The 16683-nt window shown below is 60.8% G+C and carries 12 protein-coding genes and 2 pseudogenes; 11 read left to right on the plus strand and 3 right to left on the minus strand.

The annotated features are described in order from the left end of the window. Window positions 1-108 precede the first annotated feature (108 nt). Window positions 109-2073, minus strand: a complete 1965-nt coding sequence (locus FOM02_RS18760; RefSeq protein WP_035732120.1) for a hypothetical protein — start codon at window positions 2071-2073, stop codon at window positions 109-111. 237 nt (window positions 2074-2310) lie between these two features. On the opposite strand from FOM02_RS18760, the gene FOM02_RS18765 reads away from it, so the two are divergent. The 7 genes and pseudogenes from FOM02_RS18765 to FOM02_RS18795 all read left to right on the plus strand — a co-directional run bounded on the left by FOM02_RS18765 (window position 2311) and on the right by FOM02_RS18795 (window position 9043). After that, the gene (locus FOM02_RS18765) at window positions 2311-3147 is read left to right on the plus strand and encodes an FkbM family methyltransferase (protein WP_027564653.1); all 837 of its coding nucleotides are present in this window, start codon (window positions 2311-2313) and stop codon (window positions 3145-3147) included. Window positions 3148-3244: 97 nt separating this feature from the next. After that, window positions 3245-4465, plus strand: a complete 1221-nt coding sequence (locus FOM02_RS18770; RefSeq protein ID WP_159073981.1) for a glycosyltransferase family 4 protein — start codon at window positions 3245-3247, stop codon at window positions 4463-4465. A gap of 80 nt (window positions 4466-4545) precedes the next feature. Beyond that, window positions 4546-5037, plus strand: a complete 492-nt coding sequence (locus FOM02_RS18775) for a class I SAM-dependent methyltransferase (protein ID WP_265441955.1) — start codon at window positions 4546-4548, stop codon at window positions 5035-5037. After that, a pseudogene (locus tag FOM02_RS18780) lies at window positions 5038-5631 on the plus strand (Mrp/NBP35 family ATP-binding protein); the annotation flags it as partial. Between the two features lie 204 nt (window positions 5632-5835). Beyond that, complete coding sequence (locus FOM02_RS18785) at window positions 5836-6927, plus strand: TRAP transporter substrate-binding protein (RefSeq protein ID WP_027557209.1); 1092 nt, start codon at window positions 5836-5838, stop codon at window positions 6925-6927. 368 nt (window positions 6928-7295) lie between these two features. Further along, window positions 7296-7634: a hypothetical protein gene (locus FOM02_RS18790; protein ID WP_028146325.1), complete on the plus strand. Its 339-nt coding sequence runs from the start codon at window positions 7296-7298 to the stop codon at window positions 7632-7634. Between the two features lie 320 nt (window positions 7635-7954). Beyond that, window positions 7955-9043 carry a TRAP transporter substrate-binding protein gene (locus FOM02_RS18795; RefSeq protein ID WP_027557210.1) on the plus strand — a complete coding sequence of 363 codons (1089 nt, stop codon included), beginning with the start codon at window positions 7955-7957 and terminating at the stop codon, window positions 9041-9043. A 65-nt stretch (window positions 9044-9108) separates the two neighbouring features. Here the strand turns inward: FOM02_RS18795 and FOM02_RS18800 are convergent, their stop codons facing one another. Beyond that, window positions 9109-9966: a hypothetical protein gene (locus tag FOM02_RS18800; RefSeq protein WP_027557211.1), complete on the minus strand. Its 858-nt coding sequence runs from the start codon at window positions 9964-9966 to the stop codon at window positions 9109-9111. 297 nt (window positions 9967-10263) lie between these two features. Between FOM02_RS18800 and FOM02_RS18805 the strand changes: the two genes are divergently transcribed. The 4 genes and pseudogenes from FOM02_RS18805 to FOM02_RS18820 all read left to right on the plus strand — a co-directional run bounded on the left by FOM02_RS18805 (window position 10264) and on the right by FOM02_RS18820 (window position 15296). Then, window positions 10264-11991, plus strand: a complete 1728-nt coding sequence (locus FOM02_RS18805) for an adenylate/guanylate cyclase domain-containing protein (protein ID WP_027557212.1) — start codon at window positions 10264-10266, stop codon at window positions 11989-11991. A gap of 170 nt (window positions 11992-12161) precedes the next feature. After that, on the plus strand, window positions 12162-13115 hold the full coding sequence (locus FOM02_RS18810; RefSeq protein WP_027557213.1) for an ABC transporter substrate-binding protein: 954 nt from the start codon (window positions 12162-12164) through the stop codon (window positions 13113-13115). Window positions 13116-13314: 199 nt separating this feature from the next. Continuing rightward, a pseudogene (locus FOM02_RS18815) lies at window positions 13315-13921 on the plus strand (response regulator transcription factor). Between the two features lie 67 nt (window positions 13922-13988). Further along, complete coding sequence (locus FOM02_RS18820; protein ID WP_416207786.1) at window positions 13989-15296, plus strand: sensor histidine kinase; 1308 nt, start codon at window positions 13989-13991, stop codon at window positions 15294-15296. Window positions 15297-15299: 3 nt separating this feature from the next. Here FOM02_RS18820 and FOM02_RS18825 read toward each other — a convergent pair whose 3' ends face one another. Beyond that, on the minus strand, window positions 15300-16589 hold the full coding sequence (locus tag FOM02_RS18825) for a M20/M25/M40 family metallo-hydrolase (protein ID WP_035729893.1): 1290 nt from the start codon (window positions 16587-16589) through the stop codon (window positions 15300-15302). Window positions 16590-16683: the final 94 nt, after the last annotated feature.

Below are 16683 nucleotides of genomic sequence, written 5' to 3' on the forward strand. Positions count from 1 at the left end.
TTGATTGTACCGGAAGCTCCCATGACGTCCTTCGTCACCAGATACTGTTTTGGCCAAATCGATGCTGCAGACTCGCGGGATCGTTCCCCAGTTGGGTGGCAGCCTTTACTATTGGCGCGCTATCACGGCTCGCACTGAGTGCATGGAATCGAGCACAGGGAGGAGAGCATGCTTCAGTACGGGGAATTCCCGCGCAATCGCACCTTCGCGCCAAAGTTCATCTCGGAGCGATGCCAATCTGCTAAACGTAGGTTGAGCTTGACGCGGGCCAAACACGTTCAGGACATCCGGCCGGCCAAAGTCCACCGATCGGCCAGGAAGGTCGAGGCAACGCAACACCCCCGCGGTGGGGCGCGTGATGGCCTTCTTCAGGCAAACCCAAGCCAACTCGGCATCGATCGATGCTTTGGCTGCGCCTTCGATCGAAAGCTCATCGATGTAACTCAGTGCTCCCGAGAGGAGATCGTTTCTGTGGCTCGGATCAATGAACCCGTACCGGACGTCCCCGCAGTTGGCCGCAACTTCGTCCCCTGCGCCTTCCATGAACAAGCGAACTGACGGAATTGCCGGCTCAAACAGGCTCTCGATGAGATGCCAATACCGCAGGACGCATGAGTGAACGTCGAGAGGGCTATAGCAATTCCGCTCTACCACTAGGCCAGCGACCTTTTGGAAATGCTCCTCGCCATGTTCTTTGTAGTTCGCCCGCGCGAATTGAATAGTTTCGATATTAAGTGCGGGAAATGCGCTCGCCAACAGGCGCTGAGTGCTGCCGTAAAGGCCTGTGTCACAAAGTAGTATCCGTGAGGAATCGTTACGAAGCGTTGAAAAGTGGCGCTCGAACAGTGCATTCTGCTGCCGTATGTCGGACAACACCTCTTTGGCGGAATTGTCAAAAAGCATTTTGAGAAAGTCACTCGCGGCAAATGGCCTATTCCACTGGTCTGGAAGGCTGTACCGGCGTCCGCCAAGCGCGCTCGCTACGTCCGAAAACGAGCGACTGCGGAATTCACGGGAAATTTCCTCAACCGCTGAAGAACTGCGCGTTAGAATTGCGGCTCGCGCGGCGACCAGTCGCGAAACCATGATATTGTCCCGCCGCATTCCCAAGGGAAGCGAAAGTCTTGCGAGCACCCGCTCGAAGGCTTCCCTAATTCCGACGCCCCCTCTGGCACAAAACAACAACGCAGATCTGTCGTGCGCCTCAACTTCGGCGGCATAAAGCCAAATGCGCAAGCAAAATTGCGTAACGATCGGCCCAAGGACGAAATGTCCAAAGGCATAGGCGTTTTCCAGCGTCGCCGGCGGCCGTCTTGCAAATCGGGTCTTGGAAGAGAGAGCGACCCTCATCATGGCCAAGGCGCCGTTTGCCTTGCGAAGATGGCCAAGCCAAATCGGGCGAGGTGTATGAACGGCGGTGATGCCGTGTGCTGACGCGTTCCTGACATCGGCGCGGACGTCGTCGCCGATATGCAGGATGCGGCCCAGCGAGACGCCTTCTGTTTCCGCAACATGAGGAAATAGATCGCCCTGCCGCTTCGTACGTGCACAATCGGCGCTGGTGTAGATCTGATCGATGAGATCCCTGACGTAAAAGTGACGAATTAGTTCGCGCACATCTTCAGACGACAGCATGGTGTCGCTGACGGCAACGATACGGCGACCTGCATGACGGTGCGCGAGCAGAGCGTTGGCCAAATGGCGGTTTAGGATAAGCGACCGTTTTTCGACGTCCAGCTCGATCGCCAATCTCGCCGGGATCTCTGAGGTTGGAAGGCCCAACAGTTTGAGTTGCCGTCCGATGACGTCCGTCAATCGCACCTCGCCGGATCTGCCGACTTCGAGGGCCCTAAATGCCAGCCGCTCCGCTGCAGCTCGCGCGGTCATCAGCAACGATGGCTCAATCTGCCACCCGCGCGCGGCAAGAGATCTGCTGAACAAATGCTCACCTTGCCTAATGCGTGAGCGAGCGGATCTCGTTGTTCGCAAGAGAAGCGTATCGAAAACATCAGTCGAAATCAGATCGATCGCACCGGAAGAGCTGATGGACGCAGCAAGTTCCTGTGGACTCATAATCGAAAACTCCAAACTGGTGACGACTACCCCGCTTTAAAACACCGAATGCCTGCAGTTATGATCTGCACTACAAAGTTCCAAAATTAGCTGTTGCCCATATGAACTGATCCCTTGTAGCATTTTGCGTGCCAATTCAAGATCGACCACGCTGAGTGGCGTTGATGAGAGTTGCGCTAATGTCCTTGGTCGATGTGAAGACGAGTTGTTTGGGCAAATTATTTTAAGAGCAAGACGATGACAGTTTTTGCAAAGCGCGGTCTTTCGGCGCTTGCGTCGCTGGCTAGTCGGGCGGCGAAAAGTCCTTCGCTCCGTAGGATGATGTTCAATGCAATCCGCCTGCAACGTGTTGAGATCGAGCGCTTTAGCCGAATGGAAGAGGTTCGGTTTTTGGCGTATTGCTTCTTGAACCGCCATCAATCCCGATCACAGATACTCCAGGACCTCTGGGTAGGGTATGAGCTTGGCGAGAGGCGCGGAGGCTTTTTTGTCGAGTTTGGAGCGACCAATGGAATTTTGAATAGTAACACCTGGCTATTGGAGAAAAAATACGGCTGGAAAGGCATTGTAGCTGAGCCCAATCCGCTCTGGCATTCGGCGCTTAGGCAAAATCGCAGTTCGAGCATCGATCGACGCTGTGTCAGCTCAAGCTCGGGTACGAAGGTACGCTTCTTGATAACGGACTCTGTTGATCCGGAGCTGAGCGGCGTCGCCGAGTTCGCTGGTGGCGATCATTTTGCAGAGGTGCGATCGGCGGGCCAGGAAATACAAGTCGAGACTGTGACCCTCAATCAGCTGCTTGTCGATCACGACGCGCCTGCGAAGATCGACTACATGTCCATCGATACCGAAGGCAGCGAATACGACATTCTGCGTGCCTTCGACTTCTCGCGGTACGCAATAGAGCTTATCTCGGTCGAGCAGAACAGGAAGACCGAGGCGGCAATTGATGCGATTTTGACAAGGCATGGATACACACGGGTTTTCAAAGAGTTTTCTCAATGGGATGGCTGGTACGTACGCTCGAGTGCGGGGAGCGACCGAAATGGATCGCGAACAATGGCCTCCCGTTGATCGCTTGTTCGCCTTGTTCGGCAATGCGCGGCAGTCGATGAGCTGGGGCGTATTGCGATGAACCAGGCGCAAGCGACGCATGTGCGGTGTATTCGCCATGTCGGCGCTTGAACCCATGGGTGAGGGAAATTCCATCAACGTTGCAATGCTGCTCAGCTGCAGCTCGTTCGAAGGGTTTTTCGGTTGGGTCCTGCATCAGACGCGATCGAGCTATCTCGCGAGCTACCGAAACGACTGGGCATGGTACTACGCGCGCGGTTTGAAGCAAAATGGCATCACTCCGTTGCTCTACATTCCGTCACTCCGCGAGGCCGGGAGATATGACACGGATCTCGGCATTGCCGTCCGGTTTTTGCCGCTTGACGATTGGTACAATCTGATCGAGCGCATATGGGTGAAGCGGCTGATCCGCCGGACGCGTTGGTCTCTTTATGCCGAGGAACGGCTGAACACGATCGCCTTTATGCAATCCCTTAACCAAGCCTTGAGAGAGGACGAGATCGATCTTCTGTACGTTCAAGAGTACTGGAGTGGAAGGTTCGATCATCTGGTAGGTCGAGTCGATGTGCCGGTAGTCGGTGCAGATCACGGCGGGCTGCCGGACCGTGTTGTAAAGCTCTTCAAGCGCGGGGCCTTTTCGAGTGCGGCGCTTTGCTATAGCCAGACCGAACGCGAATGTGACGTCGTTCGGCATTATGGTGGTCGATCCCGACTGCAGCCGAACGGGTGTGACGTCGCCCAATTCTTTCCCGACACCGCCGCAACGCGGGGGAAGACTATCCTGACAATTGCACGGTTGACGAACAGGCAAAAGCGAACCAGCGATCTCATTCGGGCTTTAGCCGAACTGCCAGACGAATGGACCTTGGATATCGTGGGCACAGGGCCGGATAGAGACGTTTTGGATAGGCTTGTTGTAGGTCTCGGATTGTCCGACAGAGTTCGATTTCGCGGGTTTCTCGGTCGATCTGACGTGCGCGAGTTTCTTCGCAATTGCGGAGTTTATGCGATGCCCTCGGCTAACGAGGCGGTCGCTCTCGCAGTGCTAGAAGCGATGGCTTGTGGCGCGGCGGTGGTTCTCAGCCGGATCAGAGCATTCGAGCAGCTTGTGACGCCTGGTGTCGATGGTCTTCTGTTCCCTGTTGGCGACGTGAAGGCATTGGCAGCAGCCATCCTTGACGCCTGGAAAAATCGTCAATTCCTTGGTCGGGCCGCTATCGAGACCGTACGAACGCACTACGACGCCAATGTACTGTATACTCAGCTGGCGGACAGTTTGCGCAGCTCGGTCGATCGATATCGGCTTCGCGTTGATTAAGCTTTTGTCTTTTAAGATGCGGCCCTGCTTCATCTGCCGAACTTGATGCGCGACAGTTTAAGCAAGAAGGGATCTTCACAATGAAAGAGCTATACGAAGGGGACAGTTATGGCAAAAACAACCCTACGTGGCACGAGGAAGATGCGCCTTGGAAGGCCGGTCAAATCGAACGCATAATGAGAAGAAACAACCTGCCGCACGACCATATATGCGAAATCGGGTGCGGGACCGGTGAGATTCTGTTGAATCTAGAAAGAACGTTCCCTACAGCGCGCTTGTCAGGCTACGAAGTCTCACCTGATGCATACCGGCGGGCAGCACCGAAAGCGACGCATCACACGCAGTTTTACCTAAAGGACCTGCTGGACGAAGCCAACTTGCAATTCGACGTTGTGCTTATCATTGATGTTATAGAGCATGTGGAAGACTACATTTCGTTCATCAAGCGATTGCGACCTTTTGGCACGTTCAAGGTCTTTCACATCCCTTTGGATTTATCCGCGCAATCCATTCTGCGAGCGTGGCCGATTGCTGAACTCAGAAGAAACGTGGGCCACATTCATTATTTCTAGCTGAACGCCGAGCGCAAGATGATTCCGCTCCGCCGCTTCGGCCTCGCCATCATGTCGATCGGCTTCCTCGTGGAGGAAGAGACCGCGATGATCTGGCGCGGGCCGATGGTGATGTCGGCGGTGACGCAGATGCTGCGCGACGTCGCATGGGGCCAGCTCGACGTGCTCGTCGTCGACATGCCGCCGGGCACCGGCGATGCCCAGCTCACGCTGGCGCAGAACGTTCCGCTGAAGGGCGCCGTGATCGTCTCGACCCCGCAGGACCTGTCCCTCATCGACGCGCGCAGGGGCCTTGCGATGTTCAAGAAGGTCAACGTGCCCGTGCTCGGCATCGTCGAGAACATGAGCTATTTCCAGTGCCCGCATTGCGGCACCAAATCCGACATCTTCGGCCATGGCGGCGCCCGCCACGAAGCCGAGAAGCTCGGAGTACCGTTCTTGGGCGAGATCCCGTTGCACATGGCGATTCGGGCCACCTCGGACGCCGGCAATCCCGTGGTCGACAGCGAGCCGGACGGGCCCCATGCGGCGATCTACCGCGCCATTGCCGGACAGGTCCGGGACCAGCTCAAGGGCGTGATCGCCGCAGCCTGAGGACGCCAGGCCAATCCGTTGGGGACATGCGACTTTCGTAGAGCCCCGTCATGCCATTGTCGCGTTCCGAAAGCGCCCCGTCCGTGTTAAACGCCCACGGCAGTCAAGCCCCTTCGGTTCGACGCGGCCTGAACGCGTCGCCGGAATGAGCGGCGGCACAAAGAGAAGTTGAGGGGAAACGCCCCAGCAAGGAGAGACCTGAAGATGAAGCGTCGTGATTTCCTGAAAGTGTCGGCAGCAGGCGCGGCGGCGACCGCCGCGGTAGCCTCGCCGGCGATCGCGCAATCCTCGCCCGAGATCAAGTGGCGCATGACCTCGAGCTTCCCGAAGTCGCTCGACACCATCTATGGCGGCGGCGAGCAGGTGGCGAAGTACGTCGCCGAGATGACTGACAACAAATTCCAGATCCAGGTGTTCGCGGCCGGTGAAATCGTCCCCGGCCTGCAGGCGCTCGATGCGACCTCGAACGGCACGGTCGAGATGTGCCACACCGTGTCCTACTACTACGTCGGCAAGGACCCGACCTGGGCGATCTACGCCTCGGTGCCGTTCGGCCTCAATGCGCGCCAGCAGAACTCCTGGTGGTACCAGGGCGGCGGCGAGCAGCTCGGCAACGAGTTCTTCAAGAAGTCGAACGTGATCGGCCAGCCCTGCGGCAACACCGGCACCCAGATGGGCGGCTGGTTCCGCAAGGAGATCAAGACCGTTGCCGATCTCTCGGGCCTGAAGATGCGCATCGGCGGCATCGCCGGCCAGGTGCTCCAGAAGGTCGGCGTGGTGCCGCAGCAGCTCGCCGGCGGCGACATCTACCCGGCGCTGGAGAAGGGCACCATCGACGCGGCCGAGTGGGTCGGCCCCTACGATGACGAGAAGCTCGGCTTCGCCAAGGTCGCCAAGTACTACTACTACCCGGGCTTCTGGGAAGGCGGTCCGACCGTCCACGCCTTCACCAACCTCGACAAGTGGAATTCGCTGCCGAAAAACTACCAGGCGATCCTCACCAACGCGATGGCCAATGCCAACAGCTGGATGGCCGCGCGCTACGACATGCAGAACCCGGGGGCGCTGAAGCGTCTGGTCGCCGGCGGCACGCAGCTTCGTCCCTTCACCAACGAAGTGCTCGAGGCCTGCCTCAAGGCGACCAACGAGCTGTGGGCGGAGATCTCGGCCAAGAACCCCGACTTCAAGAAGTCGATCGACGCCATGCAGGCCTACCGCTCAGACGAATATCTGTGGTGGCAGGTCGCCGAATACACCTATGACAGCTTCATGATCCGCTCGCGCACCCGCGGCTGATCGTTCGAGCACGTCGCAAGACGACAGAGCCCGGCCTCGTTCGCGAGGCCGGGTTTTTCGTTGGTGCGGAGGGGGCTCAAAACAAAATAGCGAAAACAACCCCATGCACAGTAGAGACGAGATGAGGGCGGGCTCGCTCGTCGATGCTGCCAACAGCTTGACCGAACGGGGCAATTCAGCGGTACACGTGCGATCACGGAGCAGCCGGTGCCGACGCGCCGATTTTTGCGACCGTGGCCGCAATGACGGGCGCAGGGCGTTGGGCCTCAGCCAGCCGGCGCGGCGGTTTGACACGTCGGGCAAAACAGTGGCATAAAGCGATAATCGTAAAATCCGAAATCGGCCGTCACCGATCCTTAGGAGCGACGATGAGCTTCGATCCCGATGACATCCAGCGCGCGCTGCGCAAGGCATGGTCGCTGTCGACGGCCAGCAAATGGACGGCGGACAATCCGGCGGCGGGGCAATGCAACGTCACTTCGCTGCTGGTCCACGGGCTCTTCGGCGGCGACCTGCTGAAGACGCCGCTGCCCGCTGGCGACCATTTCTACAATCGGATCGGCGGCAAGAGGTACGACTTCACGGCGAGCCAGTTCGATTCTCCGATCGCTTACATGGACGTTCCGACGGATCGCGCCGACGCGGAGTTGGGAGCAACCGCCGAGCAACTCGCCGAACTGAGGGCCGCTTTTGAGAGAGAACGATAGGTAGCGCAGAAGCGAACCTCATCGTGCGCGCTCAGACCGTAGGATGGGTAGAGCGAAGCGAAACCCATCATTCCGGCCCAGGGGACCTCTATCGTTGTCGTCTGGGCTCGGCCGCCGAGTCCGCAAGCGGCTTCGTACGCCGGCTGGTCATCCGAAGCCGCGGCGTGATCGTGATTGCCAGAGCAGCCCGGCCCCATCGCAGGCCGGCCTTTTTCTTTGCCGCAGTGCGATCACGATGGCATTTCGCCGGTCGTTACGCCATGCTGGTCTCCAAGCCTCGGCAAGAAGGCCCACAATCAGATCCATCAGGGCAGGAAATCATGAAGAGAAGAGACTTCATCAAGGTCACAGGACTTGGTGCGGCCGGTGCCGCCACGCTCGCGGCGCCCGCGATCGCGCAGTCGATGCCGGAAATCAAATGGCGCATGCCGACGAGCTGGCCGAAATCGCTCGATACGCTCTATGGCGGCGCCGAGATGATGTGCAAGATGGTCGCCGAGGCGACCGACAACAAATTCCAGATCCAGATCTTCGCGGCCGGCGAGATCGTGCCGGGCCTCCAGGTGCTCGACGCCGTGCAGAACGCCACCTGCGAGATCGGCCACACCGCCTCCTACTATTATTTCGGCAAGGACCCGACCTTCACCTTCGGCTCATCGGTGCCGTTCGGCCCCAACATGCGCATCAACCAGGCCTGGTACATGCAGGGCGGCGGGCGCGAGGTGCTCAACGAGTTCTACAAGAGCTACAACGTCATCTCGCTGCTCGCGGGCAACACCGGCTGCCAGATGGGCGGCTGGTTCAGGAAAGAGGTCAACACGCCCGGGGATCTCAGCGGCATGAAATTCCGCATCGGCGGCTTTGCCGGCCGCGTGCTCCAGAAGCTCGGCGTGGTGCCGCAGCAGCTCGCCGGCGGCGACATCTATCCGGCGCTGGAGAAGGGCACGATCGACGCCGCCGAATGGGTCGGCCCCTATGACGACGAGAAGCTCGGCTTCTACAAGATCGCGCCGCATTACTACTATCCCGGCTGGTGGGAAGGCGGGCCGATGCTGCTCGCTTTCGTCAATCTCGACAAATGGAACGCGCTGCCGAAATATTACCAGAGCGTGCTGGAGCAGGCGGGCCACACCGCCAACAACTACATGATGGCGCGCTACGACACCGCCAATCCGCTCGCCATGAAGAAGCTGCTCGCCAGCGGCACCAAGCTGCACGCCTTCTCGCCGGCGATCATGGACGCCTGCTACAAGGCGGCCAAGGAGCTGCATGCCGAGGTCGGCGCGACCAACGCCAACTTCAAGAAGGTGCACGACTCCCTGGCAAAATTCTCCAGCGATGGCTACGCCTGGTTCCAGGTCGCGGAGGTCGGCTACGACATCTTCATGGCGCGACGCTCGCAGAGCTGAGCGCCACTGTCTGCCGAACGCAGCGCCCCGGGGCGAAGGCTCCGGGGCGTTCGCAGCGTCCCGATCTATAGCTGCGGACCAGATAGTCCGACCTCGCGCTCAGCGCGCAGGACATTGCCATACAGATTGCTGATCCATTGTCTTCCGCTCGCGGTTACGTTCAAATAGCGGATGGCGGTTTGGATCTGCGGTGAGGCCTTGGTCCAGTAGAATTGAGGATATTTGTACACCACATCCGCAGGCGTGGCGTATCCCAGCGATTTGTTGAGTCCGATCTCCTCGAATTCGTAGAAGAGCGCATTTGATTTCTTCATGTAGTTGGGATCGCCGAGCTGACCGATCAGATCGGCGGCGCGAAGCAACAAACCTTCCTCCTCGTCCAGATCATCCCTGAGTTCGCTCGTTGGTGCGTCTGCATAGGGAACACGAGTGTACTCGATGGCCTGAGCGACGCGAGCGGCGTCAATCTGGTCGACTGCGTCAAGACGCTCCACGGCAAACAATTTTGAGCGGTCGACATGATAGGGCGCAAGCGCTGCATCGGAGGAGCCGATCGGTAACTCGACCGTTCGACCGGTACCATCGACAACGTAGGCTCCGTCCTGGTCTCCGTGGACTATTCCCCTGACGTAGCCGATGTCGTGGATCAGGCACGCCAGAATGAAGTGAGCATAATCGCTAGCCGTCGTCGGCCTCAGAAGCGAGCGCCCGATCAGAATGTCGTGCCCCACCAGCGTGACCAACAAGGTGTGCTCGACATTGTGGTAGAGTGCGTCGCTATTACCAATGCATTCCAGGGCCAGCTTTGCTGCGTAGGGGAGCAGTTCCGGCAAGCTGGCGTGAGACGAGCCGAAGCGGCCGCTTGTCTCCGAGATCAGGAACGCACCGAGCGCCTGGGACGTCAGTTCTGGAATCGTTATCATGAGCGAGCTCCCACTTTCGTCGACGAACCTTGAGTAGGCCTTCTTCAGGATCGGGAGGGAGAGGAGAACGCTGGGAGGGTGACGCCGGAGGGTGGCTGATGTTTGACCTAGATCAACAGTGGCGATGACGCCGGGCTGCCCCTGCCGGGTCGCTTGTCGCCTGACCGCGTGACCAGTCCGCCTTGCAGGCGCGAAGGGTGCAACCGTACGCTCGGGTCAAATGAACTCCGCCTGACCGCAAAGCGACGTGTTAGTCTGGGTCCATATTATCTGTGCGATTGTACGGGTGACCGGATCATGATTCCTCAAGATCGGTTTCGCGGCCTTTTTCATAAATATTTGCTCGCGCTTTTCGTGGCGGTCGCGGTCCCACTCGCCTTCAACGGCGTTATTGAAGCGTGGTTCGGCTATCGCGATCAGCGTGCGAGGCTGGACCAGTGGCTCGGCCTCCAGTCCGCGTCCGCGGCCGCCGAAATACACGATTTCATCCACGGCATCACAACGCAGCTCGGCTGGCTGGTGCAGCTTCCGTGGACCGACGAGCCTGACGAACGCCGGCGGACCGACGCGCTGCGCCTCCTTCGACAAGCGCCTGCCATTGCCAGTCTTACACTCCTCGACGCCAGCGGTCTGGAGCGTCTCTACATCTCGCGGATCGGCCTCAATCGGATTGAGAGCCGGACGGACCGATCAGCTGATCCTGCCCTGGTCGGGGCCCGGGCAACTCAGATCTGGTTCAGCGACGTCAGCTACAACCGCGGCTCCGAACCGTACCTGACGGTTGCGATTGTCGGCAGTCGGCCGGCCGTTGGCGCAGTCATAGCCGAAGTCAACCTCAAGCTGATCTGGGACGTGATCTCGGCGATCCAGGTCGGAAGGACCGGCTTCGCTTTCGTCCTGGACCGATCGGGTCGCCTTATTGCCCATCCCGACATCAGCCTCGTCCTCCGCGGTGCGGAAGAAGCAACCTCCAAGCCATTTCGGGCTGTGCGGGACGCGATAGGGTCGAAGGCGGGCTTCGCAACGAGCCAGGATGCACAAGGACAATTCGTTGCCGCCAGCGCGGCTGCCGTGCAGGGCACCGATTGGACAGTCGTGGTCGCGCAGCCACTATCCGAAGCTTACGCGCCGATCTACGCCGCCCTGTGGCGGACGGCAATGCTGCTCGCAGTCAGCACGATGCTCGCAGGCATTTTTGCCTATGCATTGGCCGACCGGATGACAGAGCCGATCAAGCTGCTCGAGGAGGGCACGGAGAGGATTGGTGCCGGGTCCTTTGACCACCGGATCCTGATCCACACCGGGGACGAGTTCCAGCGTCTTGCAAACAGTTTCAACAAGATGGCTTCCGAGCTGGCGCTGGCGCAGCAGCACCAGGAGCGCATCGCCAGGCTCAGGCGATTCCTCGCTCCCCAGGTCGCCGATCTCGTCGATCGAGCCGGCGATGACAGCGTGCTGGATGGTCGCCGCACGGAGGTCGTCGTTGTCTTCTGCGATTTGAGGGGGTTCACGGCTTTTTCAGCGGGAGCTGCGCCTGAGGACGTCATGAGCGTATTGTCGGAGTACTATGAAGACCTCGGCAGGGTCATCGCGAAATTCGAGGCAACGCTGATCAATTTCTCCGGAGACGGGCTGATGGTGCTGGTGAACGCACCTGTCCCGATCGAAGAGCCGGCATTGAGAGCCATCGATCTCGCCGTCGACATGCAGAGGACCGTGCAAGTCCTTATCGCGGGTTGGCGATCGCGCGGCTACCATGTTGGTTTCGGAATCGGCCTTGCCAGCGGGCCGGCGACCGTCGGCCGGATCGGCTACAAGGACCGGCTCGACTACACCGCCATTGGCAGCGTTGTGAATCTGGCGGCCCGACTGTGCGCATCTGCCGCAGACAAGGAAATTCTGGTCGACGCCAAAGTCGCCGCTGACGTCAAGGGTCGGCGGTCCGTCGAGGACCTCGGGTATCGCAATATCAAGGGATTTGACGAAGCGATTCCGGTCTTCGGAATATCCTTCGATGCTCCCTAGCCGGGGCCGGCCTCCGGATGCCCGGCACGATCAAGTTGAAGACTGTTCGAGCATCCGGGGCTATGCTTCGACAATCGGCTGACGGCAACGGGTTCGTAGCCATGAGATGCGCCAACTCTGGAGCGGTAACGCCGCGAAGATGCGCCAGGCGGCGGGACTTTCTGCTTTTGATGGCGGGCGCCGCGACGTGGACGGCCGACGCGTATGCGCAGAAGTCCTCCATGCCCGTCATTGGCTATCTTTGTCCGGAGTCGCCCGAGCTCTTTGCCAGTCGACTTGAGGCTTTCCGACAGGGATTGGCGGAAGCGGGCTTTGTCGAGGACCGCAATGTGAAAATCGACTTTCAGTGGGCCAACGGACAATATTCCCGATTACCTGCGTTGGCCGCCGAACTGGTCGCCCGAAATGTGGATGTCCTCGTGGCGCCCGGGGGCGCTCCCGTGGCACTTGCCGCGAAAGCTGCGAGCCCGACCAAGACAATCGTTTTTGAGATGGGCGGCGATCCCGTTCAGCTGCACGTGGTGGATAGCTTGTCGCGGCCGGGCGGGAACATCACGGGAGTTTCGAGCCTGAGTGTCGACGTGTCGCCAAAGCGGCTTGAGTTGATGCGCGACCTGTTGCCTACGGCGACCAAATTGATGATCGTCGTCAACCCGACAAGTCCGACCGCAGAATCGCAACTGCAGAAGCTTCGTGCGGCGGCGGAAACGATGCGTGTTCAACTGGAGATATTGAACGCAAGCAAGGAGGATGAATTTGAATCTGTGTTCGCTGCGGCGGCCAGGGACGGGGCAAGTGGACTTGTGTTTACCTCCGACCCCTATTTTGCATTTCGCAGTTCGCGGCTCGCTGCTCTGGCAATGAAATATCGCGTGCCCGCAATCACACAGACCCGGGACTTTCCCACCGCCGGAGGTTTGATGAGCTATGGGGGAGATTTCATGCAGTCGCACCGGCGCGCGGGTATCTATGCCGGACGGGTCCTGTTGGGCGAGAAGCCTTCTGATCTTCCCGTCCAGCTCGTCACGAAGGTAGAGCTCGTTATCAACTTGAAGGCAGCCAAACTGCTCGGTCATGCGTTCTCATCCGCAATCGTTGCCGGCGCAGACGAGGTGATCGAGTAAACCACGGACGGGGGCGCATGGGCGGACAGTGCCATTCCTCCAGAGCTGCGATCCGCGGCTACGCGCCCGGATCGGCTTACACCAGCCTGACAGGGCTGGCCGACCGACCAGCCGGGCACTTTTTCGCTGGCAGGGGCGTCCGGAATGGTGGAAGAGAGCAGGGATACGGCGCGAGCCGTGCGGTGATGCCGGGATTACGATGCGCCTTCTGATCGTCGAGGATAATGCCGAGCTGTCGCGGCTCGTGGCCAGCGGGCTGGCGGCGGCCGGCTATGAGAGCGACATCGTGGGCAGCGCGGCCGAGGCGCGCGAGGCGGTCAGCAGCGTCAGCTATGCCGCGATGATCCTCGACCTCGGCCTGCCCGACGGCGCGCGGCGGCCTGCAGGACCGCGTCAGCGGCCTGCGCAGCGGCGCCGACGATTATCTGGCAAAGCCGTTCGCGATGGAGGAGCTGGTGGCGCGGCTGGAGGCGATCCTGCGCCGGCCCGGCCAGCTGCTCGGCCGCTCGCTCAGTCTCGCCAACCTTGTTTACGACACCGAGAGCCGCCAGATCTTCGTCGACGATCAGCCGCGGATCATCTCCGCGCGCGAGACCTCGGTGCTGGAGATCCTGCTGCGCCGGCAGGGGCGGGTGGTGCCGAAGAAGAACGTCGAGGACCACATCTTCGGTCTCGAAGGCGAGGTCGCCTCCAATGCGGTCGAGGTCTACGTGTCGCGGCTGCGCAAGCAGCTTGCCGAGCACGGCGCCCGGGTCGTGATCCACACCATCCGCGGCGTCGGCTATCTCTTGGCCGAGGAGAAATAGCGTGGCCGCCGCGCCGGCCTATGGCCGATCGCCGACCTTCAAATCGCTGATCTGGCGCATCGTGTTCATGCACATCGTGGCGGTCGCGGTGGTCGCGATTTTCCTGCCGCTGGTGCTGTTCTGGCTGCTCAATTCCGAGGTCGACCAGTTGCACCGCGATGCGATGCGCGCCCAGGCCGAAGTGCTCGCCGAGCGCATCGTCGCGCAGCCGGACGGCCTCTTGACGTTCAACCTGCCGGACAGTCTGCGGGGCCTCTATTCGGAAGCCTACGGCCGCTATCTCTACGACATCCGCGATGCCGACGGCCATCTGCTGTTCTCGTCCCGCCGCAAGACCGGTGCGGCCGTGTCTGCGCCGCCGCCGTCGGAGACGATTTCCGGCGCCAGCGTCACGCGCATCATCGACGGCAAGGTGGTGCGCATCCGCGTCGCGGAGGACCTCGCGCACCGCGACGTCATCATCGACGACATCATCTCGAACTTCTTCCGGCGGGTGGGCTGGATCACCATTCCGGTGCTGCTGATCCTGCTCGGCATCGACATCGTCATCTTCCGCCGCGCCATCGCGCCGCTGTGGAAGGCGTCGGAGGAGGCCAGCAATATCGGCCCGGCGCGCACCCATATCCGCCTGCCGACGGAGCAAATCCCGCGCGAGATCCTGCCGCTCGTCACCGCCGTCAACCAGGCGCTCGACCGCCTCGAGGACGGCTTTCGGGTGCAGCGGCAGTTCACCGCCGACGCCGCGCATCAATTGCGCACACCGCTGACGATCCTGCGGACGCGGATCGAGACACTTGGTGATGGTGCCGCACGGCAGGCGCTGCATGACGACATCGAGGGCATGAGCCGGATCGTCGCCCAGCTCCTGGAGATCGCCGAGCTCGATACATTGGTGCTCGATCCCGGCGAGACCGCTGACTTACGCGCCGTCTGTGCCGAGGTGGTGGGCGCGATCGCGCCGCTTGCGATCGCCCAGCACAAGGACATCGCGCTCAAGGGCGCCGACGCGCCGGTGCTGATCCACGGCAATGCCGAGATGCTCCAGCGCGCGATCTTCAACCTCGCCGAAAACGCCATCAAGTTCACGGCGAAGGACACCGCCGTGGACGTCGAGGTCGGCGACGACGGCTCGGTGCGCGTGCGCGATTGCGGCCCGGGCGTTGCCGATGGCGAGCGTGAGCTGATCTTCCAGCGCTTCTGGCGTAGGGATCGCCAGCGCAGCGACGGCGCTGGCCTCGGCCTTTCGATCGTGCGCGGCGTCGCCGACGATCACGACGCCACGGTTGCGGTGGACAATCTTCCCGGCGGGGGTGCCGAGTTCACGCTGCGGTTCAGGCTGGCGGAGGAGGGTGCCTCCGCCCTCGGCCGGAGCTGACAGCTATTTCAGCTTGCCGGTCGACAGGTCCATGATCATGCGCGTGGTCAGGTAAAGACGTGGCACGATGCTGTCGATCTTCACATATTCGGCATCATTGGAGTGCGCGCCGAAACCCGACAGGCCCATGCCTTCGACCACGGCGCCCTTGGTCTTGAGCGCGGCAAAGGCCGCATCCGTGCCGCCGCCGGTTGCCTTCTCGTCGACCTTCAGCGGGAATCCGATCTCCTCATAGATGGTCTTGCCGTGGGCCGCCACGCGGCGCGAGGCGTCGTTGGCCTCGAGCGGCGGACGGCGCACCTCGAATTTCAGCTCGACCTTGGAATCCGGCAGCAGGTGATTCTTGATCTTCTCGTGGAGCGCCTTCTCCAGCTCGTCGAAATCCGACACCTTCAGCGCGCGTGCGTCGGCTTGCGCGGTGGCTTCGGCAGGGATGACGTTGCGGTTGGTGCCGGCCTTGGAAACGGTCCAGTTCAGCTTCAGGCCCTGCTCGGGTTTGGACAGGTCCTTCATCTGCAGTACCTGGTGCGAGAGCTCGTACAGCGCGTTGATGCCGCCCTCGGGCCTTGCGCCCGCATGCGAGGATCGGCCGGTCACCGTGAGATAGGCCGAGCCGATGCCGCTGGTGGCGAGCCGCAGCGTGCCGTCGGTGCCCCCGCCCTCGAACGAGAACACCACGTCCTGATCGGAAGCGAATTTGGTGATGGTGCCGCGCCAGCCGGGCGAGGAGATCTCCTCGTCGCCATTGGTGAGCACCGTGAGCGTGCCGTAGTCCTTGAAATTCAGCTTCTGCAGCATCGCCACGGTGTGGAGAATGAGCGCGACGCCCTGCTTGTCGTCGGCAATGCCGAGGCCGAAGGCCTTGTCGCCGTCGACGCGGAACGGCTGGTCCTTCAGCATGCCCCTCAGGTACACCGTGTCCATGTGGGCGATCAGCATGATCTTCCTGGTACCGGTCCCCTTGAAGACGGCGTGCACGGCCGGGCCGATCTTTTCGGGCGTGTCATCGAGGCGATAGATGTCGGTCGGTTGCAGGATCTCCACCGTTCCGCCGAGCTGCTTGAGCTGGTCGGCGACGCGTCCTGCGATCACGTTCAGGCCCTCGATGTCCCTGCTGCCGGTTTCGATGTTGACGAGATCGCGCAGTGTGTCGAGCAGCGGCTGCTGCTCCTTCTGCGCCAGCGCATGGACGTCGGCCACCGGCTCGGCGTACGCGACGGTCGCTGCGGAGGCCAGCCAGAGCGAAGCAAACAAGGAAACGATGAACGATGGAGCAGGGTGCGATCGGAGCATAAGCGGCTGTCCATGAGTTGGAGGATAGCCCGGTATGCCCGTGTTTCCCGCACGTGTCACGCGCGTCATGCTCCGCCAGGGGCGGAGCATGACG

Origin of the sequence: Bradyrhizobium sp. SEMIA (genome assembly GCF_014844175.1) — a bacterium.
Taxonomy (GTDB): Bacteria; Pseudomonadota; Alphaproteobacteria; order Rhizobiales; family Xanthobacteraceae; genus Bradyrhizobium; species Bradyrhizobium arachidis.